Raw genomic sequence first — 17,745 nt, forward strand, 5'->3', positions numbered from 1 at the left:
TCGAAAAAATAAACTTTTTTTGCGATATAGGGAAACTCTGACCAATCAACAGTTTTCGACACTTTTATAATAGAAGAAAGGCAATCGAAAATTCGGAAGCGATGAAGAAATAAATTGCTCATGGTTTAAAATTCTTTACGACAGAACAGGCCATGTGGGAGAATGGAAGGAGTTTATTGAAAGTTTGGATGCAGAGGAGGGACCGAAGATGCTGCAAAAGGATCGCTTCGATGGATGTTTAATCGGGCTTGCGGCAGGAGATGCACTGGGAACGACTGTGGAGTTCAGCAGCCCGGGCACCTTTGAGCCTGTAACCGATATTGTGGGAGGCGGCGTGTTCGGCCTGGCTCCCGGACAGTGGACGGATGATACGTCAATGGCTCTATGTCTGGCCGAAAGTCTGGTCAGAAAAGATACCTTTGATCCAGCGGATCAGATGCGCAGGTACACGAACTGGTATCAGGTCGGCTATATGAGCAGTACCGGGACGTGCTTTGATATCGGCGGAGCCACGCGAAATGCACTGGAACGGTTCAGGGTGACCGAAGAGCCTTACAGCGGATCAACCGATCCGATGACGGCAGGCAACGGCTCAATCATGCGGCTTGCACCTGTCGCCATGGTTTATGCGAATCATCCGCAGGATGCAGTGCATCATGCAAAGCTGAGCTCCCGCACAACACATGCAGCGATGGAAAGTGTAGAGGCTTGCGAGGTGCTGGCGGCTATACTGGTTGCAGGACTGCGTGGAGCGGACAAGCATACCATGCTACTGCCCGAGACATGTCGTCAGTGGAGGAATGAGCCTTTGTTTTCTCCAGCGATTGAAGAAGTCGTGCGGGGATCTTATCGGCATAAGGAACCGCCTGAAATTCAGGGAAGCGGTTATGTCGTCCGTTCTCTTGAAGCGGCATTATGGGCGTTCCATAAGTCTTCCACATTTGAAGAGGGTGCGCTGCTGGCCGTCAACCTCGGGGATGATGCAGATACAACTGGTGCCGTGTACGGGCAGATAGCAGGTGCTTTTTACGGACAGAGTGGTATTCCCGCTCATTGGCGCAAGAAGCTTGCGATGCTAGAAACGTTCGAGGCATTAAACGAGGCGATGTGGCTGAAGGCAGCAGCAGGAATGTCATCATAGAGAATGAAGTAAGCAAAAGGAATAACAAAAGAGACAGAAGATGGAGACAGGAGAAGAGAACATCATATGAACAACACAGAACGACGTGCTTCGAAATCGGGTAAAGGAGGGGCGTTTCCGTTATCTCTTCTGTGCCTGACAGTAGGAGCATTTGCCATTGGCATGACTGAATTTATCATTATGGGATTGCTGCCGAATGTGGCTGCTGATCTGCATGTGAGCATTCCGCAGGCAGGACAACTAATTACGGGCTATGCACTGGGTGTCGCTGTTGGCGCGCCCATTCTGACCGTGTTTACCCATAAAATACCGCAGAAAAAACTGCTGGTATTGCTGATGTGCATTTTTATCATAGGTAACGCATTGTCCGTCATTGCACCAACGTATGGTTTGCTGATTTCGGCACGCATCCTGACGGCATTTGCACATGGTACGTTTCTCGGTGTAGGGTCACTTATGGCCACTCGTCTTGTGGCACCCGAGAGAAGGGCAGGCGCGGTATCCGTTGTACTTGCAGGCCTTACGATTGCCAACATTATTGGGGTACCTTTTGGTACATTTATTGGTCAACAGCTCGGATGGAGATCTTCGTTTGGAGCGATTACCATTCTGGGCATCATCTCATTGATCGGCATCATCCGTTTTATTCCGGTTATTTCGCAAGGTGAGCCGGCGAACCTCGGACAGCAATTCCGTAATCTGGTTCGTCCACAAGTATTATTAATACTGCTCATTGGAGCCATGGGCTGTGGAAGCCTGTTTGCAGTTTTCACTTATATTACACCGATGCTGGTGGATATCAGCGGCTTTGCGGAGCAGAGTGTAACATGGATTCTGGTGCTGTTCGGCGTTGGTGTCACGCTGGGCAACATGCTGGGCGGCCGACTGGCCGATTGGAAGCTGATGCCTTCCCTGATGGTGAACTTCGCCGTACTGGCTGTGCTCCTGGCCTTACTCACCTTGACGCTGGAGAATCCTTATTTGGCAGTCATTACGATCTTTTGCTGGGGTGTCGCTGCGTTTGGGATTATGCCGGGTCTGCAGATTCGTATTATGAATATGACTCGCGAAGCACCGCTGCTTGCGACCACATCGAGCCACTCTGCGTTTAATCTGGGGAATGCAGGCGGAGCCTATCTCGGCGGACTTGCCATTACCCATACGGGACTTATTTCAGTACCGCTGTACGCAGCAGCGATTGCTGCATTGGGCTTGCTCGGACTCTTTATAAGTCTGGCGATGGAACGCAAACAGCGTCTGCCAGAGATCCCGGACGTGGTGGAGACTGCGCCGCTCAGCTGAATATAAGTAGGTTGATGCAGCCTCCATTCCGCAAGAAGTTGTGGGGTGGAGGCTTTAGTTTTAATGTGGAGTTATAATAATTAGATTGATAAGGGTATCTAATAGTTTGGGAGTACAATGTATACATAAAGAAGGGAGTTTTCAAGTCGAGAAAGCGGATATCCCAAAAGAAACTACATATCCCTTCCACCAATCGTAGTGAAAGATTATACTGTGTATTTTAATGAAGAGATACTTGAACGAATGGCAAAAATTATAGCACAGGCAACGATAAGTTATACGGATTGAAATAGGTAGCGTATATATTTTACTGTTTCCACTCGGTATGGAAAGGATAGTAATTGTGAGAAAAATAATTAATTTTATTCTTGTCTTGCTGATCATTTGGGTAGCGCTACTTTATCCTTTTCGTTTGGCTTGGTTTGAAGGTGTACTTCAAATTCCTGAAGATCTTCATGATGTTTTTTTACTTTTCTTGTTCTTTGGATATCTTATTTGTTCATCTGGTATGGGGTTGCTTCTTGGCAAGATGTGTTTTAAACGAAAAGAAGAATAGTTACAGGCAAGCAAGGACTAATATTAGTGTGTTCTGGAGTCATATGCGGCACTAGCGATCTAAACGACCACGATAAGTACTTAAAAGAACAGATCTTGTTTTCAGGAAGGAGGCAAAGCATGGATTATGGTTCACCGAAAGAAGCGATGTTAAAGGTGAGACGGTGGCCTAAAAATACAATAGCGGCCGGGCGTCGCCATACCGTTGGGCTTACATCTGACGGCGTAGTGATGGCTGTGGGTGATAATAAAATGGGCCAATGTGATGTAAACGGCTGGCAGGGTATGATATCTGTTGCGGCTGGTAATGTTCATATGGCGACGAACACGGGTAATGCTCATACCATCGGACTTAAATCCGACGGCACGGTGGCGGCTATAGGTTGGAATAAGGACAACCAATGCGAGGTAAACGACTGGCGCGAAATTGTAGCGGTTGAGGCGGGTTGGCGTCGTACGATTGGTCTCCAATCAGATGGTACAGTGGTAGCAGTGGGCAGGAATAATGAAGATCAATGCAATGTTAGCGGCTGGAAAGATATTGTGGCGGTTGCTGCAGGTGACTGGCATACGATTGGTCTTCAATTGGGCGGCACGGTGGTGGGTGTGGGTAATAATCGGTATCGCCAACGCGAAGTAAGCGATTGGTGCAATATTGTAGCAGTCGCTGCGGGTTATCTCCATACCATCGGCCTTAAATCTGACGGTACGGTGATGTCTGTGGGTTTAAATAAACATAATCAATGCGAAGTAAGCGGTTGGGGTGGTATTGTGTCTATAGCCGCAGGTAGTAATCATACCATTGGCCTTAAATCGGATGGCACGGTGGAGGCTGTAGGCTGGAACAAGTATGGACAGTGTAATGTAAGTGATTGGCGCGATATTGTGGCGATAGCGGCAGGTTGTGCCCATACCGTAGGTCTTCAATCAGACGGCACACTGGTTGCTGTGGGTGATAATGAATATGGACAATGCGATGTAACCAGCTGGCGCGGCATCCAACTGCCCGGAAATTAGTTTTCTAAAATGTACAGCACTTAGGTTATGGGAGCACAATAAATAGAGAAGAAAATCACGGCACCATAATCAATGTAGATGCCTTCATGGGCAAGACTACTCGCCTTCTTGGTAACCAAATTAATTAGAAATGAGGACTTTGATGAATGATTTAGCCATTCAGAATATTGTTAATGGGTTAGTGAATCAGTCGACTGGAGAGTCCCTGGAAGAAGCAGAGAAGTTAATTCTTGACTATTTAAATAAGTTTCCTCAGGACGTAGACGCATGGGCAAGAGTAGTCTTATTGCAAACATTACCTCCTTTTGGAGATTATCAAAGAGCTATATCATTGCTAGATTCGGCAATGGAGTACCATGGTAATGTTTCATATTTCACAATACTTTCAAGCTTTTTCAGTGAATGGTTTATGGGTGGAATGAATGATTTTCAACTTGAAAATTTAATGCAATTAAAGAAAAACTCCAGTGATACACAAACGAAAGCCATTATATTGTATTTGATGGCATGGCATTACGAATCTACAAACAAAAATAAGTTTGTTACTCTTGTTGATCAATCCATTAAAACATGTAATTATCTTGTAATGAACTGGGTTGATTTAGGAAATTACTATTTACAAAATGGAGAAATGGATAAAGGAAAACTATTAATTCAGAGTGGATTGGCTAATGTTAAACTTATTTATAAGGAAGAAACATGTTACGAAGATTATGATTCACTAGATGTAATCAGGTTTATTAATGAACGAATTACTGGTGTCTTTATGACAGAGGGAAGATACAATTCAATTGTTAATTTAATTTAACAACCACCTTCTTATTTAAAGTACAAATAAATTTTGAACTTAAATTTTCAAAATGTAATGAACAAGCCAGTCCATGAGCGGGCTGGTTTGTTCGTGTTTAAGTCTTTTCAAAGGAACCATGACAGGGCGAGTGCGCTTTAACATTGGATTCGCCTGACCAATCCTGTACAATGAATAACGACAAAAACAACGGTAGATTAAAGATGGATCAGCACGATGAGAATTATCATATCACCAGCTAAAAAGATGAAGATCGATACCGATCTTATGGCTATCGCGCAGATGCCGCATTTTATAAACGAGTCGGAACAATTATTAAGTCTGCTTCGAAAGTTAACCTATGACGAACTTAAAATATTGTGGAAGTGTAATGATGCAATCGCCGAAATGAATATGGAGCGGATTCGAAGTATGAATTTAAAAGACAATCTTACCCCAGCCATCTATGCCTATGAGGGCATTCAGTATCAATATATGGCGCCGAGTGTTTTTCAAAAGGGAGAACTGGCCTATCTGCAGCAGCATTTACGCATATTATCCGGGTTTTATGGAATGTTACGGCCTTTGGATGGGGTAACACTTTATCGGTTGGAGATGCAGGGCAAGCTACAAGGTCCGGGATTCAAGTCCCTCTATCAGTTCTGGGGTAGCAAATTGGCAGATCAGCTTCAATCGGAAAGTAACGATATCCTGAATCTGGCATCCAAAGAATATAGCAAAAACATTACTCCTTTTCTAAGCGAGGAGGTTAAGCTCATAACTTGTGTATTCGGACAAATGGTTGATGGGAAGCTTGTTGAAAAGGCAACCTGGGCCAAGATGGCCAGAGGTGAAATGGTACGTTATATGGCAGAGCATCAGATTACAGATGTAAAGGACATCAGAAGATTTGATCGGCTTAACTTTGGTTATTCAGAAGAGTGATCGGATGAGAGCACGTATGTTTTCATACAACCAAAGGGAAAGCCTACACTGTACAGCGATTGGTCTCATACATATATTGTGAAGATTCTGTGGTCACGTGCGGTTAGTACTGAATATTTATATATATATCTTGCAAGGAAACCTGTATTCGTATGTCAATAATAACCCGTTAAAGTATGTGGATCCAAGCGGCAATATGGCAGAGCCTTACTATGCTCAAGAACTCAGACATATGCTGAAGGATGCTAAAGCGAAAGGTTTTAAAATAAACACTTCAAATTATAATCTGTATAAAAATACAATTCGAGATCGTTACGGCTTCAACTCTTTTTTAGATAAGAATCGGTATAATTACTTGTATGATATGGCATTGGGTAAAAGTCCTTATACTAAGTCTGCAGGTAATATTAGCTGGGCAACTGAACAGTTAGTAAGTGCGTTGATTAAAGGAAAAGAGGCAAAATATGTTGCAGCGCTTGCGCTAGGTTTTGCTGGTGGTAAAGTTAGCGGATCAAAAAAATCCACCAAAAATACCACAACATTGTGGGATATTAAGACGAATGCTAAAGCTACATTAACTTATAACTTTCACGGAGATAAAGTAAAAGCATATCAAGATAGTCATGGCTATTGGTGGGCAAAGGATACTACCGATCAAGCTGATCTGCATTCAAAGTGTTTAAGAAGTCAGGGAAAGAACTTCATTGGGTAGCTGACGCAGATAAGTACGGTAATTGGATTAAAGATAAACATAAGAGCCAAACAGGTACGGTAATAAAATTGAAATAGTTTGTCGATACAGTAAGGATATAAACTTGTTTCCTTACTGTATCGCATTGGAGGTCAGTTCATTGGACTTTAATCAACAATTAGATAAGTTATTAATCGAAAAATTCCAAAATTTGAAATTAAAAAAGCCTTTTTTTTTAACTTTAAAATTGCAATTAGATATGATTTGGGGGGAGATCTAACCAAGCAAAGTAGGATAGATAGAGTAACGCGTAGAGCATTTTCCATATTTAATGAAATCGGTGAATCCAACGATATAGTTTATTTAACCGTTTTTGTAGATAGCTGGAGTGAGCATCCTGTTTCGTCATTTGAAAATGATGTTTATGACAATTTTCTCTATTATTCAGGAGTCGAAATGAAAGACATTGAAAAGCGAGAACTAGAGTACCGTTATAAAGATCCGGATGAAGACGACGAAGAAACCATTACAGTGCAATATTGTACTAAAATAGAGCTTGAAAATTTAAAAGTGAAAGATTTATTTAGTGCCATTGCATATCGAGAAATTGCTCCTGAATCCCGAATTGTTGGTGATATTTATCTAATTAACGAAACAAAAAAATGCATATTTCATATTCATGACAGCAGAGGCATGGATGTTGTTGCAACAGATACAGATACATTACGTCCGGTTTACGAAAAGTTTAATGATTGGATATTAGACTTTGATCGGAACAAAATCAATCAAATCTTCCACGATCAAACCCAGTAAGACTGGATTTCTTTTAAGAGTGAGTAAGTCAGTCGTATATGAAATAAACTACTGAATTGATAAAACTGTTAAGGGCCAATTCCCAAAAAAGTCGCTACAATTGGTATTATGCCCTTTTAGTAGACAAGAGAAAAAAGACATCTGTTAAGATGGACTTAATCTTGCCTAATGGAAGGGATTTTTTCATGGCTAAAAAAAGGACAAACTTTCCGGCGGTCTCCCTTGGAATTAAAATTGGAGGCGGCCCGGCTGGTCAACGAAGAACATATGAGCATACGTGAAGTCGCGAAACGTTTGTCCCGCTCGTGCTATTACAAATGGAGAAAAAGCATGCAGGTGACAAATGAGCGTAGACAAAAGCAATATGAATTAGAATCGAATCTGCTTGCCATCCATCGCGTTCATCCCTACTCTGGTTATCTTCGAATGACGTTGGCTTTATGGAGAGAATTCCTTAGGGTTAACCACAAAAAGGTGTATCGTTTAATGAAACAATTAGGGATTGGTTCTGTCATTCGAAAGAAGCGTCGTTTCTTTGGGAAACAAGCTTCTGTGGTGAATCCGAATCGGCTCGAACGCCAGTTTCAGGCAGATAAACCACGAACTAAACTTGTTAAAGACATTACCTATATTCGTGCTGGAGAACATTTTGTGTACCTTTCTGTCATTCAGGATTTGTGTAATAACGAGACTGTAGCTTGGCATCTTTCCGAACGAAATGACCTCGCTTTGATTCATGAAACGCTGGATAGACTCTGTCAGCACACGGATCTGAGTGGCGTAATCCTAAACTCGAATCAAGGATTTCAATACACCTCTAAGCCATTCAACCATAAACTGAAACATGCTAGGAAGTCACTCCAGGCGTGGGAATTGCCTAGACAATGCTTGTATCGAGTCTTTCATCTCTCATATATAGACCGAGAAAATATACTTGAATGAGGCAGCAAACAAAGCGGAGGTTGAACAGCAAGTGAGAGGTGAATAGATGGTGGGATTCAATCTCAAAGCATTCTCTGAAAAAAATCATAAGCGTTCAAAGGGCATGTTTCTATCTTTTTTAGACATCGAGGCCAAAGAGCCTATGATTAGTGACATTATAATTTTTTTGAATTGCTCTAATATAGGAGAAGAAATTGAGTTAAAGGATCATTTTATCATTCGAGAGAATGATGTAGAAGTTCTTATTTTGAATGAAACGACAGAGATGTTTGCCCTGAATAGAGAAGAACGCAGGGTTCGTATAGATGTTGATTTATTACTATTTGTGCTGCATCAAAAAATGTCCTACGGGTTAGATCAAGTGAGAACGATTTTAAAAACGCATAAACTTTGATATCATTTTTCCCAAAGAGAAGGTGACAACGTGTACTACTATAAAGGCGCATTCAGAGGCGCGGATAATTTTATCTATTTCAAAAGCGATGTTCCATTAGCCGAGAGTGATGTCGTTATATTGGGAGAGAAAAAATATTTTATCGAGAGCATACAGAAAGAATTCCTGCTCCTTCAAAAGGTTGGGTCCATTGTTGATGTAAGTACGTGATACTCATGGCAAAAAATAGACTGCACAATCGCAGCATTAAGCATAGGTATTCCCCTAAAATAAAGATCCACTAAATCATCGCGGTAACATCCCCTTTTTCTAGTGTACGTGCACTTCTGGGCCTCCGCCTACATACAATAGATCGACCCTGTTCCTTCACGTGCTCAGGCCAGATCGTTGTAAAACTGCAGGAGGTGTCATCTGTGCCCGGATTGTTTACCGCAATTGCCCTGTTCATCAAAGAGTTAACGCTGCTCGTCTCGTATGTCAAAAATAATGCGTTTCCCCAGCCGCTGGCTGAGGACGAAGAAGCCAAACACCTGCGCCTCATGGCTGAAGGCAACGCCCACTCCCGCAATTTGCTCATTGAACACAATCTGCGCCTTGTTGCGCATATCGTCAAGAAGTTCGACAATACGGGGGAAGACCTGGAAGATCTGATTTCGATCGGAACCATTGGTTTAATCAAGGCCATCGAAAGTTTTCAGCAAGGCAAAGGAACCAAACTCGCCACATTTGCGGCCCGCTGTATAGAGAATGAAATTCTGATGCACCTTCGTTCCCTGAAGAAAACACGCAAAGACGTCTCCCTTCATGATCCCATCGGAACGGACAAAGAGGGAAATGAAATTACACTTATCGATATCCTTGGAACCGAAGCGGATGATGTCGTAGACAAGGTGCAGCTTAAGATTGAAAAAAGCAAAATTTACCGCAATCTCGACATCCTCGATGATCGGGAGAAGGAAGTTGTCATTGGACGATTCGGCCTGGAGGCAGGCGGGGAAGAGCGGACTCAGCGCGAAATTGCCAAGGAACTCGGCATCTCCCGTTCGTATGTATCACGGATTGAGAAACGGGCGTTAATGAAGCTGTATCATGAGTTCTATAAGCAAAAATAATCGTTGACCAGAACAGAGGGCGCCTTGTTATGAGAGGTGGCCTCTTTGGCATAAAAAAACATAAATGAAGGATAGGTATTCTGTTCACTTTATTATATGATGGGTTGTATACAAGTTTCAGCAACGTAGAGAGCATGTGCAGAAAGAGAGTGGTGGTTTACCATGCAGGAAGAGACATTAACACGAGGATTAAAAAACAGGCATGTCCAGCTCATGGCGATTGGGGGTGCAATTGGGACAGGCCTTTTTCTGGGCGCGGGCAAGACGATTCAACTGACCGGACCGTCCATACTGCTGGCCTATATCATAACAGGTGTGGTTTTGTTTTTGATCATGCGTGCATTGGGGGAGCTACTGTTAAGCAACCTGAAGTATCATTCCTTTGTGGATTTTGTGCGTGATTACCTGGGAAATATGGCAGCATTCATTACCGGCTGGACCTACTGGTTTTGCTGGATCTCCATCGCCATGGCGGACATTACCGCAGTAGGCATGTATACGCAGTTTTGGTTTCCCAATGTACCACAATGGATGCCCGGTTTAATTGCATTAGTGATATTGCTGGTCATGAATCTGGCAACGGTGAAGCTGTTTGGTGAAATGGAGTTTTGGTTCGCTTTAATTAAAGTAATCGCCATTCTGGCACTTATTGTTGTCGGTTTATATATGATATTTAAAGGTTTTACTACAGATCAGGGGACGGCAAGCTTCACCAATCTGTGGAGTCATGGGGGATGGTTCCCGAATGGCATGCATGGATTCATCATTTCGTTCCAGATGGTGGTGTTCGCTTTTGTAGGTATGGAACTGGTCGGACTGACAGCGGGGGAAACAGAGAACCCGGAGAAGGTTATTCCCAAAGCCATTAACCAGATTCCCATCCGTGTGCTGCTCTTTTATGTTGGTGCACTGCTGATTATTATGAGCATCTACCCATGGAACGCGATTGTACCGAGTGAAAGTCCCTTTGTGCAGGTGTTTGCAGCCGTAGGTATTGCGACAGCCGCCGGTATTGTGAATTTCGTGGTGCTGACATCCGCAGCTTCGGCGTGCAATAGTGCCATTTTCAGTACAAGCCGTATGGTCTTCTCCATGGCCAAGGATCGTAATGCGCCGGAGCCGCTTGCCCGCCTGAATGGCCGAAAGGTGCCTGCCAATGCACTGTTATTCTCCACACTGGTCATCCTGGTTGCGATTATTCTGAATTATGTGATGCCCGAGGGCGTATTTACACTGATTACAAGTGTTTCGACCGTTTGCTTTATCTTTGTCTGGGGGATCATGGTGATCTGTCACCTGAAATACCGCCGTACCCAGCCGGAACTCGCTAGTCGGAGTCGGTTTAAACTGCCGCTCTATCCATTTTCGAACTATCTGATTTTGGCTTTTCTGGCGTTTGTACTCGTAGTTCTGGCACTGGCCGAGGATACACGAGTGGCGCTGTTTGTCACGCCGGTTTGGTTTATCCTCATGGCGGGGATCTATCTGTTCAAAAAAAGAAGTGCAACCACAACGCAAGGTTAACGCGCTAATGGTTTTAATACGGATGAGGTACCTTGTACTAAGAAAGAAGTGAAAAACGAAAACCGTCCATCATTGATGGGCGGTTTTGATGTTTTAAAGTGACCATTTCTCATCTGAATGAAGTTATAACGTATTTCTAAATTGAATCGGATGCAGAAGCACTTCCGGCTGCCCTGTAAAAATGATTACGTTTTGCACCTCGAGGAGTCTATACTCACAGCTCATTTATCTATAGTATGTTTTATATAAAACCAGACGGAGGTGGACAGTTATCATGCAAGAAAAAGATGTTGTTCTGGAAGGGAAAAAGGTAACTCTTGTTCCGATGGAAAACAGCCACAAGGCGGAATTGATTCGTGTCTTATTCACTCCAGAAGTGTGGGAATTCACCTGGCGAACGATCCATACACCTGAAGAACTCGATCAAGTACTGACGCTTGCACTGGAGAATAAAAAGAATGGATCACAGATCCCCTTCACCATTATGGATCAAGCGACAGGAGCGATCATCGGAACTACCCGAATTGGCGATCTTGACATGGGTAACCGAAATGCAGAGATTGGATGGACCTGGCTTACACCTGACTATTGGCGGACGGGAGTAAACACGGAGTGCAAATATCTTTTGCTGCAATATTGCTTTGAAGAACTGAATTTAATGCGGGTGCAGTTCTCCGTAAGCGGACAAAATGTTCGATCGCAACGAGCCATTGAACGAATCGGAGCCAAGAAGGAAGGCGTATTCCGTAAGCACAGAATAAAGGCGGACGGCTCGATTCATGACAATATTTTTTACAGCATCATAGACAATGAATGGACGGATGTAAAAGAGAAACTTTTGTTTTTATTATCCAAATCATATACATAATCACTAGTGCTATTTCCAATGATGATACGCATCCGTGATGAGGCTGCCCCCAGGATGAAGTGAAGACCCGAAGTACGTTCCTGGGCTCGGTTCTCAAAACAGCCTGCTATTATAATCAACCATTAATCGATTCTAGCCAAGGTTAACTGGAGGGCTCGCTCTTTCTCCGTAACCACTCCAGAATAATCTCAACAGTTTCCATATATCGCTGACCCACAAGCAGTCCGGTATGGGTTGTATGCCACAGTCCGGCGTATTCCGCGTGAAGCTGCTTAGCGGTCAGCCTGCCTCGCAGCTCCTCTTCGTCACTGGATACGGCTTTGATGACCAAACTGGGGCATGTTATGGACTCACCGTTAATGGATACCACGTCTTTGGTGCCGAAGAACGCGGAGAATGTGCTGAATGCTTGTGACGATTCCATGGCCAAGTACTTGCATTGAAAAGCAATGTCCTCAGCCGACTCATCTATGCTGGTCTGCTCGTCGCGAACGGGAGCAGGAACGATGAGGCCAGGCGTTATGCGATCCGCTTCAGCATATGGCACGGAGCGAAGAATTTCCTGACTTAGACTGGAATCGATCACGACCAACCCTCGAAGGGGAGCGCTTTCTGCAAGCTTTTGACTAAGAATGCCACCCATGCTGAATCCAATGAGAATAGGCGGCTCTCCGCACTCGGTGATAATTTCCTGAATATCCTCCAGGTAATCTTCGAAGGTCACCCGGGTCATGTCCTGCACTCTGCTCTTGTAGTGACTTCTCAGATTCATGACATAACAGGTCCAGCCTTGTTGGACGAAATGAGGGATATATTTGCTCCACATCCAGCTTCCTGTATAGGCACCATGCACGAATAATAGCGGGGGTCTGTTTTCGCTTATTGCTTGAATGTCATCTCCCTCAAAAATCTCCAGATATAAATCCTGTTCCCCAATGTACTTTACGGTATGGTCAGGCAGGGATTTGGTGTAGTCCCTCATGTGTAATTCCTCCTAAAGACTTTTAGTTTTATATCAAACTATTTATCCAAAAAAATTTAGAAGTTGCTGTGAATTTTCATCAAAATTCGAAGCAGTTCCTCTTTCTCTGTTTCCGTGATATCCGCGTAAAAGACATTCAGCAGGTTCTGAGAGATCTTTTCAAAGACGGGCTTGAGATCCTCGCCTTTAGATGTCAGTGCTACATGAACAACGCGCGTATCTTCGTCGCTTCTCTCCTTGATGACGTATCCCATACGGACCAGCTTGTCGACAAGCGCCGTGACGGTAGATTTGTCCTTGCCAATTTTTTTGGCGATCTCGGCCATGGTCATTTTAGGCCTGTTATACAGGGCGTAGATAATATCGCCATGAGAAGTGGCAATATCCTGAACTCCATGCTTGGTCATCTCGGATACGATAAAACGGTTGGAACTCTCTTTAATTTTGGATATGAGTGATATAGCGTCTCTTGTTTTCATAACTCCAATATAGTTTGGTATCAAACTAAAGTCAAGGAGATTTCGAAACCATTGTGCGAAGGGATGACTCGATGTCCAGCATAAGACGCAGACAAGCAAATAATATAACTCTCATTATTCAAGTAAGTTGCATACCTGCTCACGTTGAGGAAAATAGTCCCAAAAACAAAAGGACCATTATACTACGTTCCAAATAAGGAAAATAACCGATGTTATTAAGGTAGTTCCTTTCTGCTAACAAACGAGGAGTGATACAACTTACGATGCATACGAATATAAAACAAGAATTTCTTTCTCAAGAAGATACGGAAGAAGCTTTACAACGAATAATGCATATTGGTGAGAACAAGGATACCTCTAAAATTCATTTTCTGATCAAGCTTCTGGAAACTACAGAAAACAATGTAATACGAAACCAAACGGCCATCACATTATCCGATCTTGGAGATGAGCGAGCGGTCGAGCCATTAATTCAAGCGATAATGGACCCCAGAACATTGGGAAGCAGAGGAACATTCTTATACGCTCTTGAAAACCTGGATTACATACTACATATAGAGCACATCATTCCATTTATTGGTGATACCAGTCTGGATGTATGCGCACAATCATTCATGCTGTTGGAGCAATTAAAGGATAGGCTATCCGACGAACAAATACTTAGATGCCAACAAGTAATTGAGCACGAAATCAAACATAACGAAAGAAAGCTTCTGGTCGTAGCTTTAGACATGCTGCAGAGATGGAGGTAAGGCCGCGTCCGTGAACTGAACAATCCCTATCCAATGCTTTCATTCCCTCCTTCCTTTCGTTTACAATAGGGTATTGAATGCAGCAAACGAAGGAGCGGGTATTGATGGCGAAACAAAAATATTATGTCGTGTGGGCTGGCAAGCAGCCAGGCGTATACAGCACGTGGGCGGAATGCAAAGCGCAGACAGATCATTTTATCGGGGCAAAATATAAATCGTATGAAACCAAGGCCGCAGCCGAAGAGGCTTACCGTGCCGGATGGAAGGGAAACTGGGGGACAGGTGCAAGCGGATCGGGTAGTTCTTCCAAAACCAAGTCCGTCAGCAGCGGCAGAAGCGCAGGTATGGAAACTTCGGAAGAAGTGGACTACGACAGCATCTCCGTTGACGTAGGTACGCGTGGAAATCCGGGACCCGTGGAATATAAAGGGGTAGACACTCGCACAGGGGAGATTATTTTTTCCGTCGGACCGATCTCCAAAGGCACGAACAACCTGGGTGAATTTCTGGCTATTGTACATGCCTTGGCGCATCTCAAAAAAGAAGGCAGCAGCAAGACCGTGTATACCGACTCCGTAAACGCCATGAAATGGCTGAAGCAAAAAAAGGTATCCACCACACTGGCTCGGGATACCTCGACAGAAGAGATTTGGCTGATGATTGACCGTGCGGAGCAATGGCTGCGTACGAATACGTATAGCAACAAAGTGCTGAAATGGCAGACGAAACAGTGGGGCGAAATCAAGGCGGATTATGGGCGCAAATAAGCAAAGATCCTAAACGTGTGTTACATTATATGAAGTCTATTAGAAACGATATTTACAATTTCCAGTTTCCATTCTATAATCATCTGAATATGAGAAGTTACACATATGGAGGAGCCTGTCATCTGCAGGCCCTCTTTATCTTTTTGGTCGATCCCTTTATCGTAAAGTTATGGGGGAGAGTACACATTGCAGGAGGCAGACATGAGTTCCATTTATAGAAGTGAAGAAGGCAAGAGCAGTATTCTTGAGGATTATGAAGCCTATCTTGAGAATCTGGGCGAAGGCATTACACGGGAATACGTGGAGACTAGGTTTGGACAAACGCATGTATTGCTGACGGGTCCAGAGGACGGTAAGCCTTTATTTATTCTCCAGGGCGGAAACTGTGTGAATCCGATGACGTTGTCATGGTTCTCTTCCTTATTCAAGGATTACCGGATTATTGCTCCCGATACGATCGGTCACCCCGGTTACAGTGAAGAGACACGAATCTCGGCGAGGTTTGATAGTATGGCCTTGTGGGTTTCCGATTTGCTGGACCATTACAAGATTGAAAAAAGTGCGTTTATCGGGCCTTCGTTTGGCGGTGGAATTATCCTTAGACTGGCTACGTACATTCCGGAGCGTATTGCATGTTCCGTCTTGGTATCGCCTGCTGGACTGGCTGTCGGTTCGAAATTTAAAACAGCTCAGGATATCGTTCTTCCACTTGTGAAATATCGGATGACTTCTTCTCCATCTTCTTTGCAAAAAATTACAGGCACCATGTCATGCAACTGCATGAAGGAAATGGATAAAAACATTATGGGCAAAATCTTCAAATACGTCAGCATGGAGCAGGATAATCCGAAGCTTACGGAGCGGGAAGAGCTGGTCAATTATACGTCGCCAACGCTGCTGCTCGTCGGAGAGAAAGATGTCTTTTTCCCTGGGGACAAGGTCATTGAACGAGCTCAGAAAATTATTCCGAATGTACAAGCCGTCAAATACGACACGGGTCACTTTCCGTCTCAAGACGTGCTCATTCAGATGAACGAGGAAATTCGCCAGTTTTTACAGAAGAACTACGAATAGGCTGCAGGGACGGGGCGGAGTGAAGTGTTTTTCCAGTTTAATAAAATAAACCGCCCCATCTGTCGATAACATATAATTAGAGGATTGTTTTAATGAATGTTCCCGCATGACTATGTTTCGAATTGCCCCATTTGGTTTAAATATATGGTTGGCGATGAAACGCCTGCTGATTGGAACGGAATGGTGCAACATGCGGCAAGTCTTCCGATCAACAAGGTTGAAAAGAGGGTCTGTTATGAGAAAAGACAATTACAAAATGGCACTGCAGCGCAATGTCATTCTAAACGATACATATCAGGTAAGACAGGTACTCGCCAGCAGCGAGCTGGCTATTGTGTATGCAGGAAGAGACAAAAATACAGGGGCGAAGGTAGCGATTAAGGAATTTTTTCCACAACGGCTGGCTTCGCGTCAATCCGATAAGCGGGGAGTGTACTGCTCTTCGCGCGGCTTTGGCGGGCAATATCAGGAACTGCTTGCTGCCTTTTTGATGGAAGGTGAATTGTTGTCTGACCTCAGCCATCCCCATATCATTACATACATCGATCATTTTGAAGAGAATGATACAGGGTACCTGATTACGGAATACTGCAGCGGGATTACCTTGAATGAGTATTTGAACGAAAATGACCATGCACTGGATCCAGCATTTATTCAGGGTACTTTGCTTCCTCTGGTGGACACCCTGGACTACATTCATAAACAGGGGATTCTTCACCGGGATGTGAAACCTTCCAACATTATGATTATGGAGGACGGGACACCTATGCTGCTGGATTTCGGTTCCGCTGCTCGCTGGCCCACACAATCTGGAGATAAACAGGCAATCTTTACATCTGCGGGATATTCGCCGCTTGAATTTTATTCCGAGAAATCCAGTCAGGGACCGATGTCAGACATCTATAGCCTGTCAGCTCTCCTTCATTATTGGACATGCGGACAGCCCCCGATGGACGTGAAACAACGTCTGTTCCAGGATGAGTTACCATCCGTTCGCAGCCACAATACGTATGTGAATCCATGGCTGGCTCGTGTCATTCATTGGGGTCTGACTGTCCGCTCCGAGAAGCGCTGCGCTTCGCTGGCTTGGGTCAGAAGGTCTTTGCGCGTCCAAGCCTTGATGTGGAAAATACGCAAACCAGGCACGTTGGAATGGACATTGGCAGAGAATGAACATACTCAGGTCTATGATCTGGAACCGGGTAAAAAGCATGAGACGGCGTAAGCTTACGCCTCTTTTGCAACCCAATCTTCATGCTTAGACTAAAACGAAAGAACAAAATGAAGCCAGACCTCTTGTGAAAAGGGAGACCTGGCTTGTTTTTCACTATTAAAATTATTATGATGGAATAAATTGGATATATAAAGTCAAAGAAGCTCACATATATCATTCTGACAGGGATGGTGATGTGAGCTTTTTTACGCTTTTTTTCAGAAGTTTTATATTGAACGCAATAAGAAATTAGCATAAAAAGTAAATTCCCATTCAAAATACTCTTCATTTTCGAAAGTGTTTTTAGGTCTAGAGATACTTGTTTGCTAAAAGAAGTTGCAAATATTAGGGTGTCAGCCTGGGTTTGTAAAATAAAGTCTCTAAATT

20 protein-coding genes are annotated in these 17,745 nt (G+C 43.8%); 18 read left to right on the forward strand and 2 right to left on the reverse strand.

All coding sequences use genetic code 11. The features are described 5' to 3' along the window. Positions 1-208: 208 nt before the first annotated feature. The 14 genes from HP552_RS21390 (at position 209) to HP552_RS21455 (ending at position 12,091) form a co-directional block, all read left to right on the forward strand. Positions 209-1,141, forward strand: a complete 933-nt coding sequence (locus HP552_RS21390) for an ADP-ribosylglycohydrolase family protein (RefSeq protein ID WP_175397407.1) — start codon at positions 209-211, stop codon at positions 1,139-1,141. 66 nt (positions 1,142-1,207) lie between these two features. Beyond that, on the forward strand, positions 1,208-2,443 hold the full coding sequence (locus HP552_RS21395) for an MFS transporter (RefSeq protein ID WP_175397408.1): 1,236 nt from the start codon (positions 1,208-1,210) through the stop codon (positions 2,441-2,443). Positions 2,444-2,786: 343 nt separating this feature from the next. Continuing rightward, complete coding sequence (locus HP552_RS21400; RefSeq protein WP_175397409.1) at positions 2,787-2,999, forward strand: hypothetical protein; 213 nt, start codon at positions 2,787-2,789, stop codon at positions 2,997-2,999. Between the two features lie 119 nt (positions 3,000-3,118). Then, positions 3,119-4,015, forward strand: a complete 897-nt coding sequence (locus HP552_RS21405; protein ID WP_175397410.1) for an RCC1 domain-containing protein — start codon at positions 3,119-3,121, stop codon at positions 4,013-4,015. Between the two features lie 142 nt (positions 4,016-4,157). After that, positions 4,158-4,823, forward strand: a complete 666-nt coding sequence (locus HP552_RS21410; protein ID WP_175397411.1) for a tetratricopeptide repeat protein — start codon at positions 4,158-4,160, stop codon at positions 4,821-4,823. 216 nt (positions 4,824-5,039) lie between these two features. Next, positions 5,040-5,747 (forward strand): peroxide stress protein YaaA, encoded by a 708-nt coding sequence (yaaA, locus tag HP552_RS21415; RefSeq protein ID WP_175397412.1) that lies wholly within the window; start codon positions 5,040-5,042, stop codon positions 5,745-5,747. A 196-nt stretch (positions 5,748-5,943) separates the two neighbouring features. Continuing rightward, on the forward strand, positions 5,944-6,459 hold the full coding sequence (locus HP552_RS21420) for a hypothetical protein (RefSeq protein WP_175397413.1): 516 nt from the start codon (positions 5,944-5,946) through the stop codon (positions 6,457-6,459). Between the two features lie 231 nt (positions 6,460-6,690). After that, the gene (locus tag HP552_RS35930) at positions 6,691-7,251 is read left to right on the forward strand and encodes a DUF3885 domain-containing protein (RefSeq protein ID WP_446686456.1); all 561 of its coding nucleotides are present in this window, start codon (positions 6,691-6,693) and stop codon (positions 7,249-7,251) included. 222 nt (positions 7,252-7,473) lie between these two features. Beyond that, positions 7,474-8,193: an IS3 family transposase gene (locus HP552_RS21430; protein ID WP_175397415.1), complete on the forward strand. Its 720-nt coding sequence runs from the start codon at positions 7,474-7,476 to the stop codon at positions 8,191-8,193. A gap of 46 nt (positions 8,194-8,239) precedes the next feature. Further along, complete coding sequence (locus tag HP552_RS21435) at positions 8,240-8,587, forward strand: hypothetical protein (protein WP_175397416.1); 348 nt, start codon at positions 8,240-8,242, stop codon at positions 8,585-8,587. 30 nt (positions 8,588-8,617) lie between these two features. Further along, the gene (locus HP552_RS21440; RefSeq protein ID WP_175397417.1) at positions 8,618-8,797 is read left to right on the forward strand and encodes a hypothetical protein; all 180 of its coding nucleotides are present in this window, start codon (positions 8,618-8,620) and stop codon (positions 8,795-8,797) included. A 203-nt stretch (positions 8,798-9,000) separates the two neighbouring features. Beyond that, entirely contained in the window at positions 9,001-9,699 is a 699-nt protein-coding gene (sigK, locus tag HP552_RS21445; RefSeq protein WP_095289757.1) for an RNA polymerase sporulation sigma factor SigK, read from the forward strand. 162 nt (positions 9,700-9,861) lie between these two features. Then, complete coding sequence (locus tag HP552_RS21450; protein WP_175397418.1) at positions 9,862-11,223, forward strand: amino acid permease; 1,362 nt, start codon at positions 9,862-9,864, stop codon at positions 11,221-11,223. Between the two features lie 274 nt (positions 11,224-11,497). Further along, the gene (locus tag HP552_RS21455; RefSeq protein WP_217506514.1) at positions 11,498-12,091 is read left to right on the forward strand and encodes a GNAT family N-acetyltransferase; all 594 of its coding nucleotides are present in this window, start codon (positions 11,498-11,500) and stop codon (positions 12,089-12,091) included. Positions 12,092-12,233: 142 nt separating this feature from the next. Here the strand turns inward: HP552_RS21455 and HP552_RS21460 are convergent, their stop codons facing one another. Together HP552_RS21460 and HP552_RS21465 are read right to left on the reverse strand one after the other, a co-directional pair. Continuing rightward, positions 12,234-13,073, reverse strand: coding sequence for an alpha/beta hydrolase (locus HP552_RS21460; protein ID WP_175397419.1), 840 nt, complete (start codon positions 13,071-13,073; stop codon positions 12,234-12,236). A gap of 56 nt (positions 13,074-13,129) precedes the next feature. After that, on the reverse strand, positions 13,130-13,552 hold the full coding sequence (locus HP552_RS21465) for a MarR family winged helix-turn-helix transcriptional regulator (RefSeq protein WP_175397420.1): 423 nt from the start codon (positions 13,550-13,552) through the stop codon (positions 13,130-13,132). Positions 13,553-13,815: 263 nt separating this feature from the next. Here HP552_RS21465 and HP552_RS21470 point away from each other — a divergent pair, with 263 nt between their 5' ends. The 4 genes from HP552_RS21470 to HP552_RS21485 all read left to right on the forward strand — a co-directional run bounded on the left by HP552_RS21470 (position 13,816) and on the right by HP552_RS21485 (position 17,370). Continuing rightward, positions 13,816-14,304, forward strand: coding sequence for a HEAT repeat domain-containing protein (locus tag HP552_RS21470; protein WP_175397421.1), 489 nt, complete (start codon positions 13,816-13,818; stop codon positions 14,302-14,304). A 104-nt stretch (positions 14,305-14,408) separates the two neighbouring features. Next, positions 14,409-15,071, forward strand: a complete 663-nt coding sequence (rnhA, locus tag HP552_RS21475) for a ribonuclease H (RefSeq protein ID WP_175397422.1) — start codon at positions 14,409-14,411, stop codon at positions 15,069-15,071. Positions 15,072-15,272: 201 nt separating this feature from the next. Further along, positions 15,273-16,145: an alpha/beta fold hydrolase gene (locus HP552_RS21480; protein WP_175397423.1), complete on the forward strand. Its 873-nt coding sequence runs from the start codon at positions 15,273-15,275 to the stop codon at positions 16,143-16,145. A gap of 235 nt (positions 16,146-16,380) precedes the next feature. Beyond that, positions 16,381-17,370 (forward strand): serine/threonine protein kinase, encoded by a 990-nt coding sequence (locus HP552_RS21485; protein ID WP_175397424.1) that lies wholly within the window; start codon positions 16,381-16,383, stop codon positions 17,368-17,370. Positions 17,371-17,745 lie beyond the last annotated feature (375 nt).

Source organism: Paenibacillus xylanilyticus, from assembly GCF_013359935.1.
Lineage (GTDB): Bacteria > Bacillota > Bacilli > Paenibacillales > Paenibacillaceae > Paenibacillus > Paenibacillus xylanilyticus.